Source organism: Natronosalvus vescus (assembly GCF_023973145.1).
GTDB classification, from domain to species: domain Archaea; phylum Halobacteriota; class Halobacteria; order Halobacteriales; family Natrialbaceae; genus Natronosalvus; species Natronosalvus vescus.
The window spans coordinates 2,413,880-2,436,189 of the sequence record NZ_CP099546.1; the positions used below are offsets into that span (position 1 = coordinate 2,413,880).

General features: G+C 58.2%; 31 protein-coding genes. 17 read left to right on the forward strand and 14 right to left on the reverse strand.

The genetic code is table 11. The annotated features are described in order from the left end of the window. Window positions 1-33: 33 nt before the first annotated feature. On the reverse strand, window positions 34-351 hold the full coding sequence (locus NGM68_RS11505) for a hypothetical protein (protein ID WP_252698271.1): 318 nt from the start codon (window positions 349-351) through the stop codon (window positions 34-36). 58 nt (window positions 352-409) lie between these two features. Between NGM68_RS11505 and NGM68_RS11510 the strand changes: the two genes are divergently transcribed. Continuing rightward, window positions 410-640, forward strand: a complete 231-nt coding sequence (locus tag NGM68_RS11510) for a DUF8107 family protein (protein WP_252698272.1) — start codon at window positions 410-412, stop codon at window positions 638-640. 244 nt (window positions 641-884) lie between these two features. Here the strand turns inward: NGM68_RS11510 and NGM68_RS11515 are convergent, their stop codons facing one another. After that, entirely contained in the window at window positions 885-1,106 is a 222-nt protein-coding gene (locus NGM68_RS11515; protein WP_425493564.1) for a DUF8007 family protein, read from the reverse strand. Window positions 1,107-1,230: 124 nt separating this feature from the next. On the opposite strand from NGM68_RS11515, the gene NGM68_RS11520 reads away from it, so the two are divergent. Next, window positions 1,231-1,617 (forward strand): cupin domain-containing protein, encoded by a 387-nt coding sequence (locus NGM68_RS11520; RefSeq protein WP_252701418.1) that lies wholly within the window; start codon window positions 1,231-1,233, stop codon window positions 1,615-1,617. A gap of 5 nt (window positions 1,618-1,622) precedes the next feature. Beyond that, window positions 1,623-2,258: a DUF8052 family protein gene (locus tag NGM68_RS11525; RefSeq protein ID WP_252698274.1), complete on the forward strand. Its 636-nt coding sequence runs from the start codon at window positions 1,623-1,625 to the stop codon at window positions 2,256-2,258. A gap of 245 nt (window positions 2,259-2,503) precedes the next feature. Here NGM68_RS11525 and NGM68_RS11530 read toward each other — a convergent pair whose 3' ends face one another. From NGM68_RS11530 to NGM68_RS11540, 3 genes are all read right to left on the reverse strand, one after another. After that, a complete protein-coding gene (locus tag NGM68_RS11530) occupies window positions 2,504-4,354 on the reverse strand; it encodes a carbon starvation CstA family protein (protein ID WP_252698275.1) in 1,851 nt (616 codons plus the stop codon). Window positions 4,355-4,655: 301 nt separating this feature from the next. Then, window positions 4,656-5,729, reverse strand: coding sequence for a pyridoxal-phosphate-dependent aminotransferase family protein (locus NGM68_RS11535; protein ID WP_252698276.1), 1,074 nt, complete (start codon window positions 5,727-5,729; stop codon window positions 4,656-4,658). 115 nt (window positions 5,730-5,844) lie between these two features. After that, complete coding sequence (locus NGM68_RS11540) at window positions 5,845-6,510, reverse strand: class I SAM-dependent methyltransferase (RefSeq protein WP_252698277.1); 666 nt, start codon at window positions 6,508-6,510, stop codon at window positions 5,845-5,847. 108 nt (window positions 6,511-6,618) lie between these two features. Here NGM68_RS11540 and NGM68_RS11545 point away from each other — a divergent pair, with 108 nt between their 5' ends. Continuing rightward, on the forward strand, window positions 6,619-7,281 hold the full coding sequence (locus NGM68_RS11545; RefSeq protein ID WP_425493618.1) for an HAD family hydrolase: 663 nt from the start codon (window positions 6,619-6,621) through the stop codon (window positions 7,279-7,281). A gap of 528 nt (window positions 7,282-7,809) precedes the next feature. On the opposite strand, the gene NGM68_RS11550 is transcribed toward NGM68_RS11545, so the two are convergent. The 4 genes from NGM68_RS11550 to NGM68_RS11565 are packed head-to-tail and all read right to left on the reverse strand — an operon-like array spanning window position 7,810 to window position 9,617. Continuing rightward, window positions 7,810-8,847 carry a tyrosine-type recombinase/integrase gene (locus NGM68_RS11550; protein ID WP_252698278.1) on the reverse strand — a complete coding sequence of 346 codons (1,038 nt, stop codon included), beginning with the start codon at window positions 8,845-8,847 and terminating at the stop codon, window positions 7,810-7,812. Beyond that, window positions 8,844-9,083: a hypothetical protein gene (locus NGM68_RS11555; RefSeq protein ID WP_252698279.1), complete on the reverse strand. Its 240-nt coding sequence runs from the start codon at window positions 9,081-9,083 to the stop codon at window positions 8,844-8,846. Before NGM68_RS11555 ends, NGM68_RS11550 begins: the two co-directional genes overlap by 4 nt. Then, the gene (locus NGM68_RS11560) at window positions 9,076-9,366 is read right to left on the reverse strand and encodes a hypothetical protein (protein ID WP_252698280.1); all 291 of its coding nucleotides are present in this window, start codon (window positions 9,364-9,366) and stop codon (window positions 9,076-9,078) included. Before NGM68_RS11560 ends, NGM68_RS11555 begins: the two co-directional genes overlap by 8 nt. Then, entirely contained in the window at window positions 9,363-9,617 is a 255-nt protein-coding gene (locus tag NGM68_RS11565) for a DUF7389 domain-containing protein (RefSeq protein ID WP_252698281.1), read from the reverse strand. Before NGM68_RS11565 ends, NGM68_RS11560 begins: the two co-directional genes overlap by 4 nt. Before the next feature lie 646 nt (window positions 9,618-10,263). Between NGM68_RS11565 and NGM68_RS11570 the strand changes: the two genes are divergently transcribed. Continuing rightward, the gene (locus NGM68_RS11570; protein ID WP_252698282.1) at window positions 10,264-10,512 is read left to right on the forward strand and encodes a winged-helix domain-containing protein; all 249 of its coding nucleotides are present in this window, start codon (window positions 10,264-10,266) and stop codon (window positions 10,510-10,512) included. Here NGM68_RS11570 and NGM68_RS11575 read toward each other — a convergent pair whose 3' ends face one another. Then, window positions 10,513-11,307 (reverse strand): hypothetical protein, encoded by a 795-nt coding sequence (locus NGM68_RS11575; protein WP_252698283.1) that lies wholly within the window; start codon window positions 11,305-11,307, stop codon window positions 10,513-10,515. 340 nt (window positions 11,308-11,647) lie between these two features. On the opposite strand from NGM68_RS11575, the gene NGM68_RS11580 reads away from it, so the two are divergent. Together NGM68_RS11580 and NGM68_RS11585 are read left to right on the forward strand one after the other, a co-directional pair. Beyond that, window positions 11,648-12,043, forward strand: coding sequence for a type IV pilin domain-containing protein (locus NGM68_RS11580; protein ID WP_252698284.1), 396 nt, complete (start codon window positions 11,648-11,650; stop codon window positions 12,041-12,043). A gap of 11 nt (window positions 12,044-12,054) precedes the next feature. Next, window positions 12,055-12,558 (forward strand): type IV pilin domain-containing protein, encoded by a 504-nt coding sequence (locus tag NGM68_RS11585; RefSeq protein ID WP_252698285.1) that lies wholly within the window; start codon window positions 12,055-12,057, stop codon window positions 12,556-12,558. 165 nt (window positions 12,559-12,723) lie between these two features. Here the strand turns inward: NGM68_RS11585 and NGM68_RS11590 are convergent, their stop codons facing one another. Next, on the reverse strand, window positions 12,724-13,143 hold the full coding sequence (locus NGM68_RS11590) for a hypothetical protein (protein WP_252698286.1): 420 nt from the start codon (window positions 13,141-13,143) through the stop codon (window positions 12,724-12,726). Window positions 13,144-13,364: 221 nt separating this feature from the next. Here NGM68_RS11590 and NGM68_RS11595 point away from each other — a divergent pair, with 221 nt between their 5' ends. Next, complete coding sequence (locus NGM68_RS11595; RefSeq protein WP_252698287.1) at window positions 13,365-13,952, forward strand: tyrosine-type recombinase/integrase; 588 nt, start codon at window positions 13,365-13,367, stop codon at window positions 13,950-13,952. Window positions 13,953-14,003: 51 nt separating this feature from the next. On the opposite strand, the gene NGM68_RS11600 is transcribed toward NGM68_RS11595, so the two are convergent. After that, complete coding sequence (locus tag NGM68_RS11600; protein ID WP_252698288.1) at window positions 14,004-14,834, reverse strand: hypothetical protein; 831 nt, start codon at window positions 14,832-14,834, stop codon at window positions 14,004-14,006. A gap of 161 nt (window positions 14,835-14,995) precedes the next feature. Beyond that, on the reverse strand, window positions 14,996-15,184 hold the full coding sequence (locus NGM68_RS11605) for a DUF8053 family protein (RefSeq protein WP_252698289.1): 189 nt from the start codon (window positions 15,182-15,184) through the stop codon (window positions 14,996-14,998). A gap of 121 nt (window positions 15,185-15,305) precedes the next feature. On the opposite strand from NGM68_RS11605, the gene NGM68_RS11610 reads away from it, so the two are divergent. The 9 genes from NGM68_RS11610 to NGM68_RS11645 all read left to right on the forward strand — a co-directional run bounded on the left by NGM68_RS11610 (window position 15,306) and on the right by NGM68_RS11645 (window position 21,629). After that, window positions 15,306-15,740: a DUF8023 family protein gene (locus NGM68_RS11610; protein WP_252698290.1), complete on the forward strand. Its 435-nt coding sequence runs from the start codon at window positions 15,306-15,308 to the stop codon at window positions 15,738-15,740. A 13-nt stretch (window positions 15,741-15,753) separates the two neighbouring features. Then, window positions 15,754-15,879: a hypothetical protein gene (locus NGM68_RS18200; protein ID WP_256469881.1), complete on the forward strand. Its 126-nt coding sequence runs from the start codon at window positions 15,754-15,756 to the stop codon at window positions 15,877-15,879. Then, window positions 15,880-16,419, forward strand: a complete 540-nt coding sequence (locus NGM68_RS11615; RefSeq protein ID WP_252698291.1) for a hypothetical protein — start codon at window positions 15,880-15,882, stop codon at window positions 16,417-16,419. It abuts the gene before it with no gap. Then, window positions 16,419-18,353, forward strand: coding sequence for an Env/VP5 family phage fusion protein (locus NGM68_RS11620; protein WP_252698292.1), 1,935 nt, complete (start codon window positions 16,419-16,421; stop codon window positions 18,351-18,353). Before NGM68_RS11615 ends, NGM68_RS11620 begins: the two co-directional genes overlap by 1 nt. Before the next feature lie 2 nt (window positions 18,354-18,355). Then, window positions 18,356-18,913, forward strand: a complete 558-nt coding sequence (locus tag NGM68_RS11625) for a DUF8063 family protein (RefSeq protein ID WP_252698293.1) — start codon at window positions 18,356-18,358, stop codon at window positions 18,911-18,913. Continuing rightward, on the forward strand, window positions 18,910-19,704 hold the full coding sequence (locus NGM68_RS11630) for a hypothetical protein (RefSeq protein ID WP_252698294.1): 795 nt from the start codon (window positions 18,910-18,912) through the stop codon (window positions 19,702-19,704). The genes NGM68_RS11625 and NGM68_RS11630 overlap by 4 nt, the downstream gene beginning before the upstream one ends. Next, the gene (locus NGM68_RS11635; RefSeq protein WP_252698295.1) at window positions 19,701-19,910 is read left to right on the forward strand and encodes a hypothetical protein; all 210 of its coding nucleotides are present in this window, start codon (window positions 19,701-19,703) and stop codon (window positions 19,908-19,910) included. The genes NGM68_RS11630 and NGM68_RS11635 overlap by 4 nt, the downstream gene beginning before the upstream one ends. Beyond that, window positions 19,907-21,088 (forward strand): hypothetical protein, encoded by a 1,182-nt coding sequence (locus tag NGM68_RS11640; RefSeq protein ID WP_252698296.1) that lies wholly within the window; start codon window positions 19,907-19,909, stop codon window positions 21,086-21,088. Before NGM68_RS11635 ends, NGM68_RS11640 begins: the two co-directional genes overlap by 4 nt. Window positions 21,089-21,245: 157 nt before the next feature. After that, window positions 21,246-21,629, forward strand: coding sequence for a PD-(D/E)XK family putative nuclease (locus NGM68_RS11645; protein WP_252701420.1), 384 nt, complete (start codon window positions 21,246-21,248; stop codon window positions 21,627-21,629). Between the two features lie 53 nt (window positions 21,630-21,682). Here NGM68_RS11645 and NGM68_RS11650 read toward each other — a convergent pair whose 3' ends face one another. Next, the gene (locus tag NGM68_RS11650) at window positions 21,683-22,183 is read right to left on the reverse strand and encodes a hypothetical protein (RefSeq protein ID WP_252698297.1); all 501 of its coding nucleotides are present in this window, start codon (window positions 22,181-22,183) and stop codon (window positions 21,683-21,685) included. Window positions 22,184-22,310 lie beyond the last annotated feature (127 nt).

Below are 22,310 nucleotides of genomic sequence, written 5' to 3' on the forward strand. Positions count from 1 at the left end.
AGGCTGCTTGTTTTCGGTGTCACGGCACGCCGGTCAGAGCATTAACGGAATCGCGAGCCCAATCATCAGAACGGCGAGGACGAGCATGAGGTAAAACAGCCGGACGGCACGGACGCTAGCGGGAACGACGCCAACGGTTTCCGGCCGCGCCGTCCAGACCTGCCAGTAATACGAGCCGAACGCGACGGCGAGAAAGAGCGCGAACGAAACGCCGACCGAGAGCTCGAGTCCTGCGCCCAGGGCTTGACCGTACAGTGGGCCGAACGAGAGCACGAACATGAAGGTAAGCCCGACGACGACCAGAAACGGGACTGGGTCGACGGGCGTCCCCTCGTGGTTCCGAAGTCGCATGGGGGACGAACACCGTCGAGCGCCAAAGAGCTAAGTGTCGAACGAACCGTTCTCGAGTATGAGCGATCCGGAGGCGGATGAGAAATCCAGGGGGTTCAGCGAGGGGCTCTCCTCGTCACAGGGCGATATTCGCGTTCTGTTTGTACTGAACGCCCTCCTATCGACGCTGTTTGGCTGGACGATCATCTGGGGACTGTCGTTGCTAGGGATGGCCGAGTACTCCCTCATCAACGTCGCTACGGCTGCGATCGTCCTGTTTGCGTTGACCTACGCGGTAACGATGTCGTGACGTGGGAATCGATCACTGGCAACTCGGTTGGCGCTCGCTCGAGTGGACGGCACGTAAACGCGCTCGCTCGAGTATCGAACGTCTTCTCATATCGGCGGCTATAGTAGCCGCTGTACGTCAGTACACACCTGATCGCCAGACGTATCGGAGATCAGTGTGTAATCCGTTTCAGTTGTACTACACTAACGGTGGACACCACTCCTGATCGAGTTGCCGTCAATCTTGGAACCGGAACTGGATCGGGCTACCGTCCGTAAATAATCCGCTGTACACTCGCATCGATGCGACTCGTCACGCGACCGGCCCAGGCGCCAGGGGACATCCGCCGAAGTGTCGCGTCGTCAATCTCGATCGCCTCGCCGGCGAACGGATCGCGATCGGCTGCCTTCTCGTCGTCAGAGCCGACGGCGTCGACGACGGTCGACATCGAACACCGGCCGCACGATTCGGTTTTCTTTCCTCCCATGGGCGTTCCTTGTATGGTAGTACGTCTCACTGGGGTAAAGTGTACCGCCTCGAGTGCAGGCACGGGGTTCGTGGAGGCTGCATCCACCGACGCCTATTTGCTCCCCGAAGCGAGTACCTGTGGTATGGGATACCGAGTCGTCGATCCGGAAACGGTCGACCCCGCTCCGGATCGCCCGTGTGAGTGCCGAAAGCTGTCGGCGGCCGCCGGCCTCGAGGCAATGGCGCTCAACCGGTTTCGTGCCGATCCGGGCGAGGAGATACCGCTGGCCTACCACTACCACGACACCCAGCAGGAGGCGTTCTACGTCGTCGATGGCACGCTATCGGTCGAAACGCCCGACGAAACCTACACCGTCGAGCAGGACTCGCTGTTCGTCGCCGATCCCGAGAGCCCCCATCGGGCGTACAACCCGGCCGATGCGGACGAGGCGGTGACGGTGCTTGCCATTGGTGCCCCACCAGCTGACGACGACGCACACGTGTACGATCCCGAGAACGAGAGGGCGTGAGTGAGATGAGTAACGAACCGGACGCACCCGAAGCCGACGACCTGCCCGAAGCTGACGACCTGCCCGACGACCTCTGGGCGGAGGTTCCCGAGTGGGACGACGAGTACCTCGACAGAGTCGCTCACCGACTGATCTACAGCTACGACCTCGAGAAGGACTACCGCCTCGAGGGGGAGCGCTGGGATCTCTACGGCGAGATGCGCGTCGTTACCCAGAAGCAATTCTTCCATCCGGCGTTGAGCTACGCCGACCACGAGGCCGAGGAGTACCTATTCGCTCGTCGTGCACCCCGACCGACCGTCCGCGACCTCGAGCGCCTCGTTGACCTCGGACACGAGGTGGCCGACGAGCAAATCGTCGCCGACGAGGAACACTTCGGCACGGACGTGAGCTTCGTGCTCGTCGCCGACGAATTGACCGACGACGTCCGCGAGTACGTCTCCGGCTTTCGCGACCGGACGCTGTTGAAGTTCGGCTACTACGGCCACTACGACGTCAACCTCGCCGTCGTCGTTCCGGCGGACGAAGACCACGTGGCCAGCGAGGCCGCCGACGTCGCCGAGGCGTTCACCCTCTGGGCGGACGTCACCACGCCCGAGGAAGGCGTCCTCTCACGGTTTGCGAAACGGTTCTGGCGGTAGCCGGTCGTTCGGACGCGATCGGTGAAGGTGGTCGCTCGAGCGTGGTTTTACGAATGGAGTGGTATGGTATTCCGGCCGATTACGTGCTTTGCGGTAATCCGAGCCCGTGTCTGCAGTCGCTTCTCCGGAGACTGATTCTCGCGATTCCTCGAGCCTGTCGTCGTCCACCGATATGAGTGCATAGCGGCGGCTCGAGTGTGCAGCTTCCAAAAAATGCGTTAGTCGGTTGTCGGTGTTCAGTCTTCTCAGTCGTCGCCCGGCGCGGCAGGCGTTTCTGGCCCGCCGCGAACGTCGCGGATGTTCTGGTACCCCAATCTGACGAGCGCGAGCGCGAGCGTGATCAACACGAGTCCGATCCCCATCTGCACGATCGACGAGATGAACGCTTCCGTGGTCTCTGCGCCACCCTCGATCAGGTTCAGGTAGAGGTTCTCGTAGAAGATCAGTACCAGCAATCCGAGAATGGTGATCGTCACCATGATCGCCATCGGCACGCCGGTCGAGATGAGCTGTTTGCTGTCGTCCCAGTTGGCGAGCCAGACCGTCGCGGTCAGGAGCGCCAGTGCGGCGAGCAACTGGTTCGCGCCGCCGAACAGCTGCCAGAGCACGACCCACTGCCCGGAGATGACGAGCAGGTAGGCGGGAACGATCTGAACGAACGGGTTCGTGTATCGACCGCGGGCGAACGACGCTGGGTCGCCGCTGAGCCCTTTGTCGGTCATGCCTGCGGGTGTGCCGACGATCTCTTCCATCATGTATCGACCCAGCCGAACGGCCGTGTCGGTCGAGGTGAGCAGGAAGCTCACGAGCACGAGCGCCATGAACACGGCACCCACCGTCTCAGGGATGCCGAGGCTCGTGAAGATGACGCCACCGCCCGCTGCGAAGTTCGGCAGTGCAGCACCGATGCCGCCTGCAACATCAGGTAAGCCCGCCACTGCGAGGGTTACGAGGGCGACCGCGGCGAGCAGTCCTTCACCGAGCATCCCGCCGTAGCCGATCAGGCGAGCGTCGGTCTCCTTGTCGAGCTGTTTGGCGGTCGTCCCCGAGGAGACCAGCGAGTGGAACCCGCTGATCGTCCCGCAGGCGATGGTGATGAACAACAGCGGGAACAGCGGTACCAGTCCGGCTGCTTCCACGCCCCAGAACCCTTCGAATGCGCCGATCGAGTCGGCGACGACGAGCGGTTCCGACGAGGTTCCGAGGAACGTGCCCACGATGATCGCGATGATCGCCCCACCGACACCGGTGTACAGCAGGAACGACGAGAGGTAATCGCGCGGCTGGAGCAACACCCACACCGGGAGTGCACTTGCGATTGCCCCGTAGATCATGACGACCGGGATCCAGGCGGCCGTGTTGCCGCCGAGGTCTGCTGCGCCGGGCACCCAGGAGCCGTCACCACTGAGCAGCACCGTTAGGTTGTCCAGATCAGCGGCGCGCTCGGTTGTTGGCTCGAACAGTGCGACCGGGTACTGGATACCGACCCAGACGGCCGCGAACACACCCAGAACGAACAGGATCGTCCCGGGGATGAACGGTGCTCCGAGCTGGTACAGGTAGACCCCGAAAACCAGCGCGAGCGCGATGTAGAGGAACGATGCTGTCGTCACCTCTGGATACGCGTTGAATACAATGCCCACGACCAGTGCGAACACGGCCACGACCAGAATAATCGTCAGGAACGCGAACCACAGCAGCATGTTCTTCCCCTGTTCGCCCACGTACTCGCCGATCATGTAGCCGATCGACTTCCCCTCGTGTCGCAGGCTGCCCGACAGCGACACGAAGTCGTGAACTGCCCCCATCAGCGGGTTTCCGATGGCGATCCACAGCAGGGCCGGTACCCAGCCCCAGATCGCACCGGCCGTGATCGGGCCGACGATCGGTGCCCCGCCCGCGATACTCGAGTAGTGATGCCCCAACAACACCGGTTTCTTCGACGGGACGTACTCCTGGCCGTCCTCGTACTTGTGCGCCGGTGTCTCCCTGTCAGCGTCGAGTTCGACGAACTGCGCAAGGTACCGTGAATACCCCACATAGCCGACAGTAAATGTAACCAGTACTGCGGCAACGATCCATATCACCTGTGTCATGCTACGTCTACCCACACCCAGTGCGTTCAAATGCCTTAATAGTTGTTTATTTTTCCGCGTTATTTCAGCTGATATTGTGTAATACACCCCCTGCTTGAGTCAGGTTGCTTACTCGTTTGATGTGTTCCGAGTGGCAGTTCGCGGAGTAGCACCCTTCTCCCCGGCTTCACTTCCCACTTCGTTTCGGCTACTCTGGTACGAACGCGAGCCTCGAGCGTGCTGCGGTAAAAATGAGTCTCTCGACGTCGGTATTCGAGACAAAACTGGACAACTGTAAAACTACTCTCTGAGAGCTGCGTATTCAATTCAGCACTGCCTCGAGTGCGTCCATCGTTTGCTCGACGTGGTCGAGTCGGGCGTTGTGCCCCATGTGCCCAACTCGAAGGATATCGTCCTCGAGTTCGCCGAGTCCCGTCGAAAGGAGGATCCCATGTTTCTCACGCACGCGCGCCTGGAGATCTGTGGCCTGACCGGGCACGTCGAGTGCCGTTACCGTCGGCGAGGCCAACGCTTCGTCGGCGGGGTATACGTCGAGTCCGAGTTCCGTTGCCCGCTCGCGACACCGTTCGGCGGCGACCTCGTGGCGTTCGTACACCGTTTCGAGCCCCTCCTCGAGCAACAGATCGGTCGCCGTATCGAGCGCGAGCAGGTTCGAGACGAGGTGGGTATAGGGGAACCACTCCTCCTCGAGGACGTCCCGCCAGGGCGCGAGGCTGGCGTAAAACGAGCGGGGCTCGACGGACTCGATGCGCTCCCAGGCGCGGTCGCTGATCGCACAGACGGTGAGTCCCGGCGGCGCGCTGAAACACTTCTGGGTCGCCCCCAGCGTGACGTCGATCAGGTCGGTCGGGACGGGTGTCCCCCCGAGGGAGGAGACCGCGTCGACGACGCTGATGACGTCGTGGTCGTCGAGGGCCTCGAGCACCGGCTCGAGATCGTTCAACGTTCCCGTCGGCGTCTCACAGTGTACCATCGTCGCGACCTCGTACTCACCGGACTCGAGTTCGTCCTCGACCGCCTCGAGGTCGATCGGCTCCCGCCAGTTGCCGCCACAGACAGTGGCCTCGCCGTCGTACAGCTCGACGAAGTCCGCGAATCCCTCACCGTAGAGACCGTTGGCGATACACAGCACGTCGTCACCGGGTGCGACCAGCGAGGCGACGGCGGCCTCGAGCCCGAGGATTCCCTCGCCACCGAGGATCGCGATGTCTCCCTCGCCGTAGAGTGGCTCGAGTTTCTCGGTGAGGTCGCGGTAGAACTCGACGAATTCGGGTTCGACGTCGGGGTTCCAAGTCGGTTCGCTCATTCGTTCGCGGACGCGCGTGGGCACCGCCGTCGGGCCGGGCGTCATCCGAAGAAGGTCGTCCGTATCCATACGCTACGAGAGACCGGCAGCGACAAAAGCAGCGGTGGTTACGGCGATTCGGTCGAGGCACGCGATCACCGGCGTCGCCGTGACCGTCACCGCCATCGTGACGCAATCATCATCGTCATCGTCGACGTCGCAACCGTCCCCGATAGAACGGGCTGGCGGGAAAGACACCCAGTCGAACGCGCTCGAGCTCGAGCACCTCGAAGGCCTCGTGGGCGACGAACAGGTCGACCGTCTCCCGGGTGACGTTACAGCCACCCGCCAGGTGGTTCCAGAGCGGGTTACAGAGGTCTTGCCCGCGCTCGCGCCAGCCGTCGGCCCGGACGTGCTCGAGGAACCGGAATTCGCCGCCGGGGCGGAGCACCCTGGCGACCTCCTCGAGGGCGGTTTCGGGATCGGCGATGGTACAGAAGACGGCACTCGAGAGGACGACGTCGAAACTGGCGTCGGGATAGGGAAGTGCCTCGGCGCGCGCGTCGCGGATGTCCACGGAGAGGCCGACCTGCCGGGCCGTTTCGATTGCCTGTTTCCGCATCGTTTCGTCGGGTTCGACCGCGTGGTACTCGATCCCCTCGCCGCCGGTCGCCTCGAGGACTGGTTCGAACATCCCGCCAGTGCCAGCGCCGACGTCGAGCACGCGTCCGGAGAGATCGGCGGCGAGGTACTCGCGGTGAGGTGCAAACAGCCACTCCATCGGCGTCATCGCGCCGTACAATCGGGAGACCCAGGGGTGGTCGATCTCGTCGGTGTCGGCCGCTGGCTGGTTCGGCGTGTTTCGGGACATTCGTGGATCGTGGCCCGTATCTACACCCGCGAGCCAGGTAGCCGTTGGGGGTGGGTCGCGCGTCTCGAGACCGAAACGATCATCGGCCTGGCCGAAACACGTCAGGAAGTGACCACGTACGACACCGTGTTGTTCGACAGTGACGGGGTACTCGTGACCCCGCCGCCGGCGGAGACGCAGGCAACGGCCACGCGCGATGCGTTTGCGGCGATGGGCGTCGACGACGTCGATTCCGGTGTGATCGACGAGCTCGTCGCTGGAGTCTCTCCCGACCGGGTTCGGGAGCTCTGTGGGCGGTACGACCTCGAGCCCGACCGCTTCTGGACGACCTGGGAGGATCACGACGAGCGATCCCAGTTCGAGCAGTTCAGAGCCGGGCGTCGCGACTGCTACGACGACCTCGAGGCGATCGACGCCATCGCGCAGCCGTGTGGCGTCGTCAGCAACAACCACCACAGCACGATCGAGTTCGTCCTCGAGCACTTCGACCTCGAGCCCTGGTTCGATCGGTACTACGGGCGGCCGAAGACCCTCGAGAGTCTGTCGCTCCAGAAACCCAACACCCACTACCTCGAGCGCGCGCTCGCGGACTTCGAGGCGACGAACGCGTTGTACATCGGCGACAGCGAGCACGACGTGACCGCGGCCCACGACGCGGGCATGGATTCGGCGTTCGTCCGGCGGCCCCACACCGCGGACGTTTCGCTGGCCGTCGAGCCGACGTACGACGTCGACGGGTTGCTCGAGGTGGCGTCGATCGTCGCCGAGTGAGTCGGTCTGGCATCGTTTCGGTGTGTCTGTCGGGATGACCATCTTCCTCGAGTGACCTCCATCCAGGTTTTCAGGGGGATTGAAGTCCCCCCTATCCCCTCGTAGTGGTGGGGTGATCGCCATGCGCGACCACAACCGCGTTGTGGCCGTGTGTGATCGCTGCGAGGCAGCCTACGCAGCGAAACAACTCGTGAACGGACGCATTCGCCCAATTGGGACAGATACCTGTTCCTGCGGATGTACGCAGTTCCGAGCCATCAGGTGAATCGCTTCGCCGCAACTACTGCGAACGCCCTTTTACGCGTCGACAGTTCGGGTAGCGACGGTTCGGTTTTCACTCTGCTCGAGATACGCGTGCACATTTCGCCCCTGTTCGACCAAAAGTGAATCTGCCGGTAGAGGTCGCATTACCTCCGTATACATAGGAATTCCTCTCTGCTACAAAACGGCTGGATAGGAAGTCCGCTCTCCCCGTATGGGCGTTCGTTGAGGTCGATGCCGTCTGTCGATAAACTTGGTGTATTCCGATCATAGTTCAATAAACCTCCGTCGCTGCTCCGCTTTTTGGCGCTCGCTGCGCCGGTCGTAGTGCTTGTCAAGAATCTCCTCGCTCGCGTTCATCCGATCGGCGACGAGCGTTCGATCCTCGTCTGCCAACCGGTGAGCGGTTACCCGACCGCTCCGAACGTCATGCGGTGATCGAGCCGACGGGCACCTGCTCATCTTCCCGTTGGACGTGTACTCGCAGGTGTCGACGTCCTTTTCGTGAGGACACTCCACACCGCGCCAGCACGGCCGAGTTACCCGGTACAGCGTGTCACGACACGCCGAAATGGAAACCCGGCCGAATCTCGTCGTCACGAGCGGTGCGCGTCCATACTCGTCGGTCACGCTCTCTCGAGGCCCGTTGATGTAATCGTCGAGGACTCCCGCGACGTGTGCGCCGATGGCGTTCCATCGCTCCCCGTTCTCCTTGTTCTTGAGCGGCGTATCGCTCTCCGGTCGGTGAACGAAATGAATCGCCGGGCCGTCCGCTCGAGGGCGATCGCCCTCGAGGTCGACGTCACCGATGTCGAGCGCGCGGAGTTCCCCGACTCGGCACCCGGTGTGCCATAGTAAGAGGACAATCACGTGACGACGACTCGCGTATTCGTATTGCTCGAGCCAATCGAGGATTTCAATCGCTCGGTCAGGATCGAGCGTCGAAGCGCTCACGTCGTCGCCGTCGCTTCGAGGCAGCGGCACCTGGTCGTACAGGCTTTCTCGAACCGCGTCGATCTCACCACAGAACCGAAGGAACGCGCGCATCGTCGCCATTTCGCCGCGGAGAGTGACGTTCTTCAGTTCCTGGCCGGAGTAGCCGCCTTCGCGTCGCCAGACACGGTAGGCGTACATATCGCGACCGGACAGCTCGTTGAGGTTCGCAATTCCCTCCTCGTCACACCACATCACGAACGCGCGAAGACGGTAGGTTTGCGCTTCCATGGTGTTTTCAGCGGCGTCGTCGCGGGCCTCGAGGTACAGATCGACTGCCTCGCTCGGGCTGATCGGCTCGAGACCGCTCACGGTGAACTCGCCTCCGCCCGACCGGTTTCGACGAGTTCCGTGCGTTCGTCCTCGTCGAGTCGTTCGGCGATGAGTTCGACCATCCAGGCGGCATCGGCTCGGCGCGCTGGCCCAAGCCCACAGCCCACACTCTTGACGGCCTCTGTCGACGTCTTCTCATCGGCGAGAAACGTCGGGAGTGCCGCCCGGGCGACGTCCGTGACTCGTGCCCAGTAAAACCGCTCGTGCTCAGTCATCGGATTCACCCCAGTTGTCGGCGCGTCCCCAGGTAGCGCTGTAGTCGCGGTCACCGTCTTCGAGCTGGTCGCGCTCGAAAAGCCGGTCTTGAATCCACGTCTGCAGGGCTGTTCCCGACCGATCACGGGGCGGCCCCTCCGGACAGTGGTGTTGATCGACTCGAGCCGACAGGTCGTCCATGCCGGCGACGATCTCGACGAGTACCGCGTTCTGGTAGCGGAGTTCGGTGGCGATCGCTTCGAGGGCGTCGGCCTGGCGCTCGAGGGCTCGATCGTCGCTCATGCGGCACCCTCTTCGAGCGTGGTTTGATCGTCGTCGAGAGCGGCCCGGTCGCGAACGGTTTCGCCCGATGGTTGTACACCGCGCAGATCTTCAGCCCAATCCTCGAGCCGTTCGCGAACCTGCTCGACTTTGTGATCCAGTTCGTCGACACTCGCTGCGGAAACTTTCGCACGGATCTTGTCGCGGTCGTCCGTGCTGGTTCCCCGCGTGAGTTCGACTGTGATCTCGAGGGAATCGTTTTCGTCGCTCACGCGTGACCACCTCCGTTTTCGGGCGTTTCATCGACCTCTCCCGGTGAAAGGATAAGCTCAGACCGGGAGACCATTTCGCCGGTCTTGCGATCGTGCAGCTCGTCAAACTCGGGATCGACGTCGGCCCAGTTGCTCGCGCATTGCTGGCACCAGAAGTGGAAGTTCGTCGGCTCCCACGATCGGTGCCCACGCGGGCACACGTACCGCCATCGATCCGTGCGATCCGCTAAGCGGATCTCCTGCTTATTCGAAGGCATCAGCCGGACAGATGGCCGGGGGTATAAAAGCGGTCGGCCAAATGCCCGTAGTGAAAGTGAAAGTGATTGTCGTCGCTGTCGATACGTCACCGCTCGAGCGGGAGAGTTAACCCCCCGCAGGTTGCGTCTTTGCATGGTTTCCGTACCTGGATTACGGAGGCCAGCGAACCGGTGGCCCAAACACCGGGTTCGCAGCTTTTCAGGAACCCGACCAGCCAGCGGCGGGTTCGTCTGGCGTCCGTTGCTCCCCTCGAGACACCACATCCACTTATAGGTTAGCGTATTTACGCTACTAATATAGCTCATATGAATCACACTATCAGCGAAACGACCGGAGTTAAACCGTCTGAGTGGGATGGACGGACTGAATGCGTCCCAGGCCCGAGTGGATGAGTTTGAAAGACGGACTGATCCTCGAGTTCCTCGCTGAACACGATCTCGAGCTTCCGGCAAAGCCGTTGTACAAGAATCTCAACCGCCACGGCCACAAAATTGGGTATTCGACCGTTCGCCAGCGGCTAAACGAGTTGGAGGCACACGGGCTGATTCAGCGCGTCGGCGAGGGTGGGTACTACGAGATCTCGGACAAAGGACGGGCGTGGATAGCGGGCGACCTCGAGGCCGACGACCTCGAGTAGCTACCGAACGGTACCAAGTTCTCGAGCAGCAGCTGCAGAAATAGTGAAGCCGCGATCTTCGGCGGTCACCCGTTCGCCGGTGACGTCGGCGATCAACGATGCCATCTGTTCGTGGTAGGATCTGTTCCGATTTTCGTGTACCTGGAGCGTGGCTTTCGTTTCGAACTCTCGTGCTCGATTTTCGAGGTAGCAGACGACGAACAGCCGTTTCACATCGTCAGGGGCACCGTCGAGGTAGCCGGGCAACTCGAGGCGTTGTTCAGCTTTTGGGCCGAGCGGTGCCCCGAGCGTAACCAGCACGCGCCCGAGAACGGTTCCGTGGGCTGATGGGCGGGCTTCCGTCGCCCGGCCCTGTTCGGTTTCGCGGATGATTTTGTATTCTACGCCGACCAGGTCGAGGGCGTCGAAGACGTGAGAATCCTCGCCGCGGTGGTTGATGGTGAACGATGGGCTGTAGGTCTCTTTGGCGATCGAACCGCCGGAGAATACGTCGGCGACGAGTGCGTTCAAGCCGTTGAAAACCGGATCGTCGTAGGTGAGATCGAGCCAGCCGTTTGCTCGAGCGCGGTCGATACAGCGGACGACGTCGGGTTTGCCACCGTCGTCGATCCAGGTTCGAAGGCGAGAGCGTGGTAGCTCGAGGGCCGATGCCGTGGCACCTGACCCGACATCGTGTCTCGAGGAGTATCTGGTGGCCTCGCGGTACTGTTGGACGGCTTCCCAGGCGTTAGGATAGCTGCCGCCGTCGAAGGTGCGCGCGAGTTCTCGATCGGTGACGAACACGCGATCACTCATTGGTAGGAGTAGGTGGGGCAGTGGGTATCACGATTTGGGTTTCCGGCGACGATTTCGGAAATCGATGGACGTGGTGGCTTCAAGGCACCGCTGTAAGACTTCTATGGGTGGCTGATTATCAGTTTTGAAAGTGGTTCAGTTGTGGTGACAGTCATTTCTTTAGACCTAGCCATAGCCTTTATTATACAGGCCTGAGGTTCGACTATCAGCATCCGATGTGTACGTGAGAAACTGACGGTGGAGGTTGGTGCGGTAGCATCCCCCGACCCCATCCGTCGCTTGGAGGATTCGGCCTCCACACAATAAGGGTTCTCATCGTTCACAGGTGCTGTGAAATACTATGCGTATGGAAAGCAAATTCGAAACCGAAGACGAATCGTCCAGCCGGGCGGTATCGCCGGTCATCGGGGTTATCCTGATGGTCGCGATCACCGTGATTCTGGCTGCAGTGATTGCGGCGTTTGTATTGGATCTTGGTAGTTCAGCAGGAGAATCAGCACCGACTGCAAATTTTGAGTTTGATGGGGATCAAACTGTAACCCATACTGGTGGTGATTCTATTGATCCTGATGAGTTGTCCGTCGTATATGATGACAAAGACGAATCATGGGATAATGGTGATCCTGTATCCGCGGGAGATTCACACAACCTAGCTGAGGATCCAGGCGATAATGAGATTCGAATTGTGTGGGAATCTGGAAGCAGCTCACAGACTTTGGCTACACTTAACGATTAAAACCAAAATATATGAAATTAAGTCAAAAACTCATTGGCGACGAAGAGGAACGAGCGGTTTCACCTGTGATAGGTGTCATATTGATGGTGGCTATCACTGTAATTTTAGCTGCTGTTATCGCAGCATTTGTCCTGGATCTGGGTGGAAGTGCTGGTCAAACGGCACCAACCACACAGTTTGAATGGGACGAATACGAAGATGAAGATGATTACTATATAGCTATTACACACACTGGCGGGGACAACATTGAACTATCGGATATCAATATAGGAGGTGATTTCTCTGAAAGCGATCTTAATATGGAGAAGAGTACTAATGGTTTAGTTGATGCTGATGGATTAACCGACGAAGAAATGAGTGCTGGAAATACCTTGGTCTTTGACCGAACTGAAGGTGGAGCAGAGGATCCAGATCTTACCGCCGAAGGTAAAACTATTTCCTTCAATTGGGAAAGTGATGGCACATCTTCAACGCTCAGTGATTATACCACTCGGAATGATGTAGGTGAGGAATAAGAAAACACCTAGCTAATCCACTTTTTATATTCTTTGTCCGATAACGTCTAAATCTCGGACGATTAAACGTCTCTGTCTGGGTGAAACAAGCCAAACAATATTCTCGATTCGTTGGGTTCGGTAGCTCAGATTTACGTTACGCTCAAATTAAATAGTGATATCACACTACGAAAGCTCGTCCAAGCAGTTCCAGCCGGGAGGTGGACTTGCACTATTAATCGGTTGGAGATCATGATCAAAAACTCCAACACCCGATATGTATGGGTCGTATTCACCATACGCGGTTTCCTCAGCTTTAATCGTCAGTGGAAGGTTAGGTTCGTCAATCGTATAAAATCCTGTACCAATGAGACCATCTTCCAAGAACACGAAACTGAGTTGAACCTGAAAGACATCGTGTGGCCTGCCGCGGATGTGTACTGTAAAACAGGATTCGTATTGGATTACAACTCCTCCTTCGGAAGTGGTGTCTCGATCCGATGCTCTTCCACGATCTTGGGCAGAACCGACGCTTGTTGCTCCCACAACGCCACCACCAATTGCGAGTAACAATGATCGTCGAGCCATGTTGGCATTTGATGCCATAGATCACACTCCACCACTAAATGTGAAATAGCTTTCATAAGATGGTGATTTAGTACATCCAAATATATTACATAAGCGGCTATACTGAGAGATGGATGTCATCGGATTCTTTGTCCGATAACACCCGAATCTCGGACGTAAACCGGCCCGATCGGGTCGGTCATCCCACCAAAACACTCACTATCCACCGGGTTGCCGTCCGCATTACTCGCAACCCGGACATGAATCTTCAGCAACATCGCAACCGCGACGACATGAAAGTCTGGCTCAGCCAGACCGAAGTTGCACAGCTCCTCGAGACCGCTTCCAACACCCAACAGCGACTGGCTTACTCACTGGGTGCTCGCTGTGGGCTCCGGTCTCACGAAATTCTCGACGTCTCACCGGAAGACGTCGTCGACACTGACGCCGGAACGATGCTTCGTGTCTGGCACGGGAAAGGCGACAAGTTCCGCGAGACGCCCGTTCCACGTGACCTGGCGACGACGATTCGGACAGTGGCCGACGTACGGGATGCGTCGACTGATCAGCCGTTGCTCGAGATCTCGTCCACCAGATCGCTCCGGCGCTGGCTCAGTCAGACCGCTGGAGAACTCCACCAGGAGACCGGCGACGACGGCTGGCTGTATCTCGGGATGCACGATCTCCGGCGGACGTGGGCGACCTCGCTCGCGAGCAACGACGTCGACCCGCTCTTGGTGATCGACTGGGGTGGGTGGAACGATCTCGAAACGTTTCTCGAGCACTACCGTGGGACGTACTCGCCGAAGGCTCAGCAGCGGGAACGTGAAAAAGTTGACTGGCTCTGAACATTTGGGAGAATATGGTGAAATTGATAATTCATTACAACTATTAAATCCTTATTCTGGTGTAGTTCTCCTTTCCTCTGGAACAGAGTCGATGTTGAAGATGATAAGCGAGATTAAGTTAAGCAACATACCAAATTCAGCTTGAGCTCGTTTTTCGCCGTGTAATACTGTATTTCGATTCTTTGCTAAATGTCCATAGACACGATTTGATGGGACATTGCTGAAAAACTCCGCGTATGCTTCACGGAACTGTTGCATTCGAGAACTAAGCGGCTCATCAGCTGCATCCTGTTCAAGATGCCAAAGTAGATGACCAATATTGTTACACTGTTCATTTCCCGAATAATGATCTATAGATCCGTACCCCAAAATAACTCGACCTGGTCGAACTGTTCCGTTTTTCTCGATATCTTTCCGGCAAAGGCTTTTCACTATCCCTTCCAACGTTGGAAAAGCCATATAGCGTGCCAAAAGAGACGCATTGTTCAGGACAAACTCTTGATTTGATCTCTCGTTCCAACCAAACTCTCCACCGATGGAACCCCATGGATCGGCGAGGATCGCACGAACAAGTAATTCTACATTTTCAACGAGTTCTTCGTAGACCGGATCATCTTCTTGAGTCACCTCTTTAATAACAAATGCAGCTTCTTTCCACACTGCATCGTGATCTGGTGTACGTTGTATTTTCATAAGCCGAACAAGTTCAATAGGGAGACGACCAAGATCCTCTATCGATAATCCACTCACTTCTGGAAGATCCTCTCTATTAGAAATGAGACATTCTCTTTCCAAATCTCCCTGATTGTAACCAATAAATCCTTCTCCACTGCTATTTACAACTCCTTGAAAAGGGTAGGGCCGCTTTTCAGTGCCAAGCATTCCCTCCGTAGGGTAACTCTCAAGATACCTCCTGTACGAAGCTTCGATCTCAGCCCAGTAACTCCTCATTTTGGGCAATATGACTCTATGGCCACATATACTTCACTGAGTTTAGAATCTGGCCGACATTCAATGTAGGTTCAACCTCAAATAGAACAAATTTACTCCTCAAAGATGCCGTCGACGAGTTCGACAGTCCACTTTCCCTCGTCAACGTGGCAAATGTGCGCGTGATATTCTCCCTCGAGTTCGCCGTTTTCGCCAAGTAGTCCCTCAATTCGAAGATCGTCTTTCGGGAGCGTAACACCGGCTGAGTTCTGATCGAGCTGGCGTAATTTGTTCAGTGCCATGGATGGCGGGCAACCCGCCTTGGTATAAAGCTTGCTGACAGTCTGGTTTGCCAAGGGATACCCGAGGTTCCGCCAAGGGAATACGGAGTTTTTCGACAGATGGGGGTGGCGGTTCGCGGGTATGGCACTTAGCCTACCTGCGAACATGGTACCCTCCGCCGTCAGGCGCGAGGATGGTATTGATTTGATCGACAGCGTGCTTGCGCCGCTGTTCGTACTTGCATCGGTCTCGATGGTCGGCGTGGTCACGATCGCGCTGAACGCCCCGTTCAACATCGGGATGGATGCGGCGCTCTACAGCGCTCACGGCACCACGATCACCTACGCGTTCATCGTCTCGATGCTGACGCTCGGGACGGCGTGGATCACCAACGGCCAGACGACGATCGAGGACTACACCGACGTGGAGACGGTCGTGTTGCTCCTGGCGGTGATCCTCAACATCCTGTCGGCGCTCGTGCCAGCAGTGAATCACGTGGTCAGCACCATGTGGTACGTCGGCTGGTTCATCGTGCTCCTGAACGCGGCGGCGTTCTACCTTATCGCCTACAAATAAACGAGGTTCACCAATGCAATTCCTACAATACAACGGTTCGAAAGCGGAGTGGTACGATTCGACGATCACCGGCTACATCGTTACGGCCTCGGCGATCTCGATCGGTCTCAGTGCGGTGATGGCCCTGGGGGTGATCTAAATGCGGCCCACGCCCACGGCTGGCCGGGTGCTCTCGCTCGCGGTGATCGTGGCGGTGCTCGGCGCTGGCCTCCTGGTCGGCCTCGGCGCTGCCGACGGCCTCGAGGAGCTGATGAACGAGACGGTCGAGGTCGATAGCGAGACCGATCCGCTCACGCTGGCGGTGGAGTTCTCCGACGACTTCAACGACAGCGAAACGGACGTTGCGACGGTTGAAGCGACGTTCTACAACGAAACCGAGTTCAACGAGAGTGGCACGAACGCCACGGCGGCAAACTCGTTCACTGTCGACGGCCAGGAAACTGAGCGAATCGTCGAGGACGTCTATTTCGAGGACTACCCGGAACTCGAGTACGATACGGAATACCGCCTGGTTGTCGAAGGTGACGAGGAACAGGTCGATACCGTCGAACTCGAGGGCGGACTGATCGGCGGCGTGATCGTCGGCGGCGGTGACGCCCAGCCCGGCTTCGGTGTCGGGGTGGCGGTTCTCGCGCTGGCGGTAGCGGGCGCGGCGGCTCGCGTCCGCGGAGGTGAGTGATGTCGGAGAGTGACGATCGCGGCGGCGACCCTGAAGCCCATGCCCATAGCCCACGGCCCATCGAGTTTCAACAGGGGGTAACACTCGACCGCCGTCGGTTCATGCGGAATGCAATGGTTGCGGGGGTGGCAATGACCGCTCTCGGATCTGGAGCTGTAACGGCAGAGGAGGATGGTGATGACTGGTCGGACGCTTCGCCATTCACTGTCGGTGGTATGCAGGTTCTCCTCGGGAACCTCGGCTGGCTTCCTCGTCGGGCTGCAACCACCAACGGTACTGCGTTGTGGGATCAGTTGCACGCGACGGCGTTAGAGTTGGAGATCCGGAGGAATTCCTTCATCGGGTCGATTGAAAATGACGCCGAGATGCTTCCCTACTATCTCCGGCTCGACATGGCGAACGCGCTGGTTGAGGCGGCCCCTGATAACGATAAGCCGACGACGGAGCAGATTGTGCTCGAGGTTCTCGAGGACGAGGTATCGAACTTGCTCCTGAATCTGTTCAACTACTGGACGGTAGACTACCTGGGGGCGATGCGCCGGATTAAATGGGCGTATGACGACGATACGGGAGACATCAATTTCAACGACGTGTTCCGGTCACAGTCGATAAACTTAGAAGACGGCTCGATAATCTCTGAGTCGCTGGATTGGGGCAACCTCCCGCTTAGTTCGGCAGACGTTTGGGCGGGCGTCATGGAAGAATACCTCTCTCGACAAGAGGAAGAATATGACGACCCAGACACCGATCTCGATGAACACGCCGAGTTCCATGATTACGGTTGGGGGGACACATGGGACTTCCCACTCGGAATAAAGCTCGTTCTCCCAAACAATGACGAAGTGTCGGTTCCGGGCCTGTGGGGCGGAGAGAACTCTGGCGACGACCTCAACGCCACCGTTAACTTCCTCCCGACCGCCGACCTGTCCTCGAGCCGATGGCTGGAAGGAACGTATGCCGGTGACGACCGTAACTTCTGGCTCCCTGAACACAATTACGAAATCCTACACGGCGACCAAGACATCCCCCGACCGCTAAACGATTCATTCGATGACGACTGGCTATACCCGGCACACTATGGGATTCACGTCGCTGAAAGAGAGCCTGGTGATGATCCGATCGGAAACGTAGCACTGCTCGATTCGAGGCAGTTTGTTGAGGCTCATCACGCGATCATGGAGACCTACACCACTGAAACGGGCAACATCGCTACGATGGTGGACAATCTCTATGACCTCGCCGCGGATGGCGAGATCACTGCTGAGGAAGTAACCAGCGGGTCAGCAATCATAAAAGCAGCTGAGGAAGAGGAAGACCCCACATGGCAACACTACGCGGGATATTACCGGGCGGTCGGAATACCCGAGGCTGATTACCCGACGACTATCGACCTCGGTGGTGTGACGGCAGTCGGTAAACTGTTCTGGACGAATCCAACCGCAGACGGTGATGATGATCCGAGCATTCCGGTCGGTGACGTGATCGACCCGAACGAACTCACTGGCGAGATACACGGAGCGCTGGAGATCACAGACATTGAAACTGATGATCCAATGCTCGATGATACAAATGTGAATGTCGGAGACGTATCGACGTTCTACATTGACAGGAACTTCAAAATCACCGAAGTACATCTTGACGGGCCGGATGACGAACTCACGTTCCCCGAACGTGGATTGTTTGAACCGGACGATGACACTGACGACATCATCGATGCCCTACTTGCTGCTTACGAACAGGAGCAAGAAACACGTGAAGGAGACACCACGTTGACAGTCAATGTTGAGTCTGATGATGACGGCTCAGGTATTGGCTTCCCCTCGTTCGGCTTCGGTTCCGACTTCGGCAGCGGCCTCCTCGGACTCGGGATAATCACCGGCGTTGTCCTCCTGGTGGTATCGTTCGTGACTGACCTCCTCCCCTGGACTCGATAGCCATGAAACGCATTTTCATTTTCGCCACAGCGATAGCGGTACTGCTGGCGATGGGCATGGGCAGTATGGGCGCGGTCGTCGCCGAGGAGAACGCCACGGCGAACGAATCCGTCGTCGAGGACGAACTCGAGGCGACCGACGACTATCACCAGGCGATCGACACCGAAACGCGGATCACGGACTGGAGCTACACCAGCGGTCGGTTCACCCTCACGATCGAGGCCGACGAAACCACTCGCGTCTCCCTCACGGAAGCAGGCACGTTCGAGGAAGGCACGTCGTCGTTCAACTACGACGAGGTACGCCTCGAGGAAGGCGAGAACACGATCACGTTCGCGGTCGCCGATCGGGACGGTGCGGCGGTCGCCGTCGCCACCAGACAATCACTCAGCCAGGGAACTGGCGCGATCGTCTCCACCGGGATGGTCGAACAGAACCCGTTCCGTCACTTCGGCGGTGAGTCCGGACTGTTCTCGGGCGTCATCATGACCGTTTCCCTCGCCGGACTCGGGAGCTGGTACGTCGTCCGCTCGGAGGATAGCGGGGTGATCGAGGCATGACCGACACGAGCGGCACCTTCGGATCGACGGCAGACCGGATCACGTACGTCCTCGCTGAAGGCCAGTTAATCGCACTCGGGGTGATGGTCTCGCTGGGTGCTGCACTCATCTGGATACGGCCATCGGTTCCCGGTATCCCGCCGATCGTCTTCGGCTGGTTCGCCGCGCTCTTACTCCTGGGGCCGCCGCTGCTGGCGCTGTTCATCACCGGCGCTCGAAAGCTCCGAAATCGACGAATGGTGGCCTGCCACCACATCAATGGCGTCGAGGACATCCGTGAGAAGTACTACGTCGAACCGGAGGTGTGGGCGAACAAGACGGTCGAGGGGCCGTCTCCCTACGTCGTCAACGACGGCGAGGCGTTCGAAGTCCGCGAGTTCACTTACCACGAGGATACGGAGGATCTGATTGTGAGCGGCTGTTACCAGTCGAATATGGCCGACTCGAAGCTCGTCACTCTGAAGGCGATGCTCGAGGACATCCACGGCGACCTGATCGAGGACTCGATCGCGCTCAACAAACTGCGCGGTCGGATCAGCAAGATGGGCGTCGAGATCGAGAACGACACGATCAACTACCATTCGGAGGCCGACGAGCGGGGGCTTATGGGCGCGAAAAGCAGCGTGAAAGAGCGCTTCGAGGCCGCCCGATCGGAGGCCGACAAATGGGATAGCGACGAGATTCGCGACGTCGACGACTACGCATTCGACTACGATCCCGCCGCGAACCCGGAAGGGATCACGCTCGAGGCCTCCCAGGAGGCCGCAACTGACGGAGGGACGAACTCATGAGATACATCCACGACGGGAAGCTTCGAGACGTAACGATCGATCCGCCCCCGCTTTTCGTCTTTGACGAGGTACAGACACGCGCTCGAGGCCGAACCTATACGGCGGCACTCTTCGCGTCGACGTTGGCGAAACAACGCCGGATGGAGAACCCGCCGCTGTGCATCGGCCACGAGGACGACAGCGAATGGAGGTGGTCTGAATCATGACCGACAACAACGGAGCCGACCAGCAGGCACTCTACACGACTGCACAGGCGCGCGAACACCAGGAGGGCTACAGTGACCGGGAAAACCGCGAGATCCACGACCACGGCGGTATCATCCGCGATGAAATGGTCTCGAGGGCGCTGTCGATCCGGGCGATTCACTACGATCCGCTCGAGGCCGACCGCCCCGACAAGATGCCCGGTCAGTGTAAAGACCTCCAGAAACACCGCGACATCCGCATGGTGGAGGGAACTGAAACCTTCCGCCAGGCACTCGAGAACGGCGATATGCCGACAATCAAGCACATGGTCGGCGACACCTCCCAACGGGCGGACGTCTCGGGCATGAAGGCGATCGGGAAAGTAGACAACCTCATCGACGGCCCCGCGCCGGTTGTCGTCGTCCTGGGCGAAATGGGCGCGGGAAAGACCGATTTCGCCTGTTTGCTCGCACAGCGCTGGCGGGATCTGAACCGGTCGGACTCGCTCCTGGGGACGAACATCCAGTCCCTCGAGGAGAAGAACCGCTGGGTCGACGACGACGGCGACGTCCAGGACGGCTGGATTCCAGACTACGGCACCCTGATGGAATGGGTCGAACAGGACGGCGACCCGCTCGAGCACAGCCAGCGCCCGAAGCTGTTCATCGGTGATGAATTCTCCAGCTCGGCCAGTGGCCAGGGCAAGCAAGGCTACGAAACTCGGATGAAGATGGCACCGCTGGTGTACAAGATCCGCAAGTACGGTGGCGCGCTGATCTACATCGCTCACGGCGAACGGTCGATCCATCCGATGCTCTGGCGCGTCGGCACGATCGTCAAGAAGGTGAGCCAGAAGAAAGCGATCATCGCGGACTCGATTAGCAACGCCAAACTCGCCGGCATCGAGGGCGAGATTGAGGGCATCCCGCCGACGGACTTCCGGTACAACACCAAGGAAGCCAGCGATTGGAGCTGGTCGCGCTACGGTGACGAAACCGACGAGATGAACGCCGACGAGGCCGCTCGTCTCACCGCGCTGTGGACGGTCATTCGCTGTAAGGAAGAGGGAATGACGAACCGTGAAACCGCCCAGTTCGTCCCCTACAGTCACGGCTGGGTGGGATCTCGCTGGCGCGAGTACCGAGATGACGGCAAGCACCTCGATGCCATTTCCAAAGTGAACGAGGTTATCGCATGACCGCGCCGCGGTGGATGGCTGGATACGGATACCGACTCCCCTTTACTCGAGGCCCACGCCCATCGCTCGCTCCTGGACGGAGCGAAGCGACCGATGGGCGGTCGTCGAGACGGGCGGAGGAGTTTCTATATATCGGCGCGCGATGCGCGTGGTGTCCGTGAATCGCTCGAAGCGAGCGAACCACTTCGGCACGATCTGCGAGAAGCGGATGGCCAGGAAGCGACGGTTCGAACTCGAGCGCTCGAGCTGGCACGACGCGAAGTTTGGGAATGGGACTCCGGTGGAGATTAAGAGTACGATGCTCGAGCACAGCGATGGGCAACCGGGAAATTTCAAAGTCTACAAAGCGTACCACGACCGGCTTCGGAGAGCGGACGGCTGGTACTGTTTCGTCGTCTATCGGCCACATGGGCGCTCGGGACTGACGATCGTCAAAGACAGGATGTGCAAGGCCTCGAGTCTCCCGTTACTCCGATGGCACGGAGGCGGCGATCACCGCGATACTCAGCAGGCGAAAATCCCATTGAGGTATGTTTTTTGACAAATCCCTGTTTTCGAGCACTAACGGTTAATGGGAAGTGAATACTTAGTAAATCACGGTAGTATTAACCCTACAATGACTCCAATTCCTAAAAATAGCACGAGCCAATTAAAGTAAATGTATTTATTGCACTTTACCATCCCCTTTCGGTTTTTGTCGGTCATATTCATTTGCTCAGATGCTAATTCTTTGAGAGAGTTGTGATAATTGTCTTTAGATTCAACAATCATCTCATATTCTCTGAGTTTTAATCCTGTGTAATAAATCCCAGTGTTGTTGTGAATATGGATGGTCAGAGAAACCATGAAAATAGACATAATACAAACAGCGGACAAGAAAAGAGCGGCATATGGTTCTTCTTCGACGATTCCGGTCGTGAAGAGTGTAATCGCAAAACCAAATACAATAAAATGATACCTGATCAGACTCAGCAACGTGCTTCTTTTATTTTGAAGGGCATCAGTTTGCTTTTGGAAAGTCTTTCCTGTTTCCTTGAGTGCCTGTTCCCAAAACCGTTCAACGTATTCATCCCGATTTCTATTTCTTTCGGACATGTGACTAAAAGAGAACTAATATCGAATAAAACCACCTTTCACATCCTCCGTGAATCACAGCATTGTCTTAGGATGAAAAATCTTAGCAGAAGTAACTATCCCCAGTAATGAGCGTATTTTCGCTCCT

Coding starts and splice junctions, on each gene's coding strand:
- NGM68_RS11505 (WP_252698271.1), bottom strand. CDS start 351: ATGCGACTTCGGAACCACGAGGGGACGCCCGTCGACCCAGTCCCGTTT.
- NGM68_RS11510 (WP_252698272.1), top strand. CDS start 410: ATGAGCGATCCGGAGGCGGATGAGAAATCCAGGGGGTTCAGCGAGGGG.
- NGM68_RS11515 (WP_425493564.1), bottom strand. CDS start 1,106: ATGGGAGGAAAGAAAACCGAATCGTGCGGCCGGTGTTCGATGTCGACC.
- NGM68_RS11520 (WP_252701418.1), top strand. CDS start 1,231: ATGGGATACCGAGTCGTCGATCCGGAAACGGTCGACCCCGCTCCGGAT.
- NGM68_RS11525 (WP_252698274.1), top strand. CDS start 1,623: ATGAGTAACGAACCGGACGCACCCGAAGCCGACGACCTGCCCGAAGCT.
- NGM68_RS11530 (WP_252698275.1), bottom strand. CDS start 4,354: ATGACACAGGTGATATGGATCGTTGCCGCAGTACTGGTTACATTTACT.
- NGM68_RS11535 (WP_252698276.1), bottom strand. CDS start 5,729: ATGGATACGGACGACCTTCTTCGGATGACGCCCGGCCCGACGGCGGTG.
- NGM68_RS11540 (WP_252698277.1), bottom strand. CDS start 6,510: ATGTCCCGAAACACGCCGAACCAGCCAGCGGCCGACACCGACGAGATC.
- NGM68_RS11555 (WP_252698279.1), bottom strand. CDS start 9,083: ATGACTGAGCACGAGCGGTTTTACTGGGCACGAGTCACGGACGTCGCC.
- NGM68_RS11560 (WP_252698280.1), bottom strand. CDS start 9,366: ATGAGCGACGATCGAGCCCTCGAGCGCCAGGCCGACGCCCTCGAAGCG.
- NGM68_RS11570 (WP_252698282.1), top strand. CDS start 10,264: ATGAGTTTGAAAGACGGACTGATCCTCGAGTTCCTCGCTGAACACGAT.
- NGM68_RS11575 (WP_252698283.1), bottom strand. CDS start 11,307: ATGAGTGATCGCGTGTTCGTCACCGATCGAGAACTCGCGCGCACCTTC.
- NGM68_RS11580 (WP_252698284.1), top strand. CDS start 11,648: ATGCGTATGGAAAGCAAATTCGAAACCGAAGACGAATCGTCCAGCCGG.
- NGM68_RS11585 (WP_252698285.1), top strand. CDS start 12,055: ATGAAATTAAGTCAAAAACTCATTGGCGACGAAGAGGAACGAGCGGTT.
- NGM68_RS11590 (WP_252698286.1), bottom strand. CDS start 13,143: ATGGCATCAAATGCCAACATGGCTCGACGATCATTGTTACTCGCAATT.
- NGM68_RS11595 (WP_252698287.1), top strand. CDS start 13,365: ATGAATCTTCAGCAACATCGCAACCGCGACGACATGAAAGTCTGGCTC.
- NGM68_RS11600 (WP_252698288.1), bottom strand. CDS start 14,834: ATGCTTGGCACTGAAAAGCGGCCCTACCCTTTTCAAGGAGTTGTAAAT.
- NGM68_RS11605 (WP_252698289.1), bottom strand. CDS start 15,184: ATGGCACTGAACAAATTACGCCAGCTCGATCAGAACTCAGCCGGTGTT.
- NGM68_RS11610 (WP_252698290.1), top strand. CDS start 15,306: ATGGCACTTAGCCTACCTGCGAACATGGTACCCTCCGCCGTCAGGCGC.
- NGM68_RS18200 (WP_256469881.1), top strand. CDS start 15,754: ATGCAATTCCTACAATACAACGGTTCGAAAGCGGAGTGGTACGATTCG.
- NGM68_RS11615 (WP_252698291.1), top strand. CDS start 15,880: ATGCGGCCCACGCCCACGGCTGGCCGGGTGCTCTCGCTCGCGGTGATC.
- NGM68_RS11620 (WP_252698292.1), top strand. CDS start 16,419: ATGTCGGAGAGTGACGATCGCGGCGGCGACCCTGAAGCCCATGCCCAT.
- NGM68_RS11625 (WP_252698293.1), top strand. CDS start 18,356: ATGAAACGCATTTTCATTTTCGCCACAGCGATAGCGGTACTGCTGGCG.
- NGM68_RS11630 (WP_252698294.1), top strand. CDS start 18,910: ATGACCGACACGAGCGGCACCTTCGGATCGACGGCAGACCGGATCACG.
- NGM68_RS11635 (WP_252698295.1), top strand. CDS start 19,701: ATGAGATACATCCACGACGGGAAGCTTCGAGACGTAACGATCGATCCG.
- NGM68_RS11640 (WP_252698296.1), top strand. CDS start 19,907: ATGACCGACAACAACGGAGCCGACCAGCAGGCACTCTACACGACTGCA.
- NGM68_RS11650 (WP_252698297.1), bottom strand. CDS start 22,183: ATGTCCGAAAGAAATAGAAATCGGGATGAATACGTTGAACGGTTTTGG.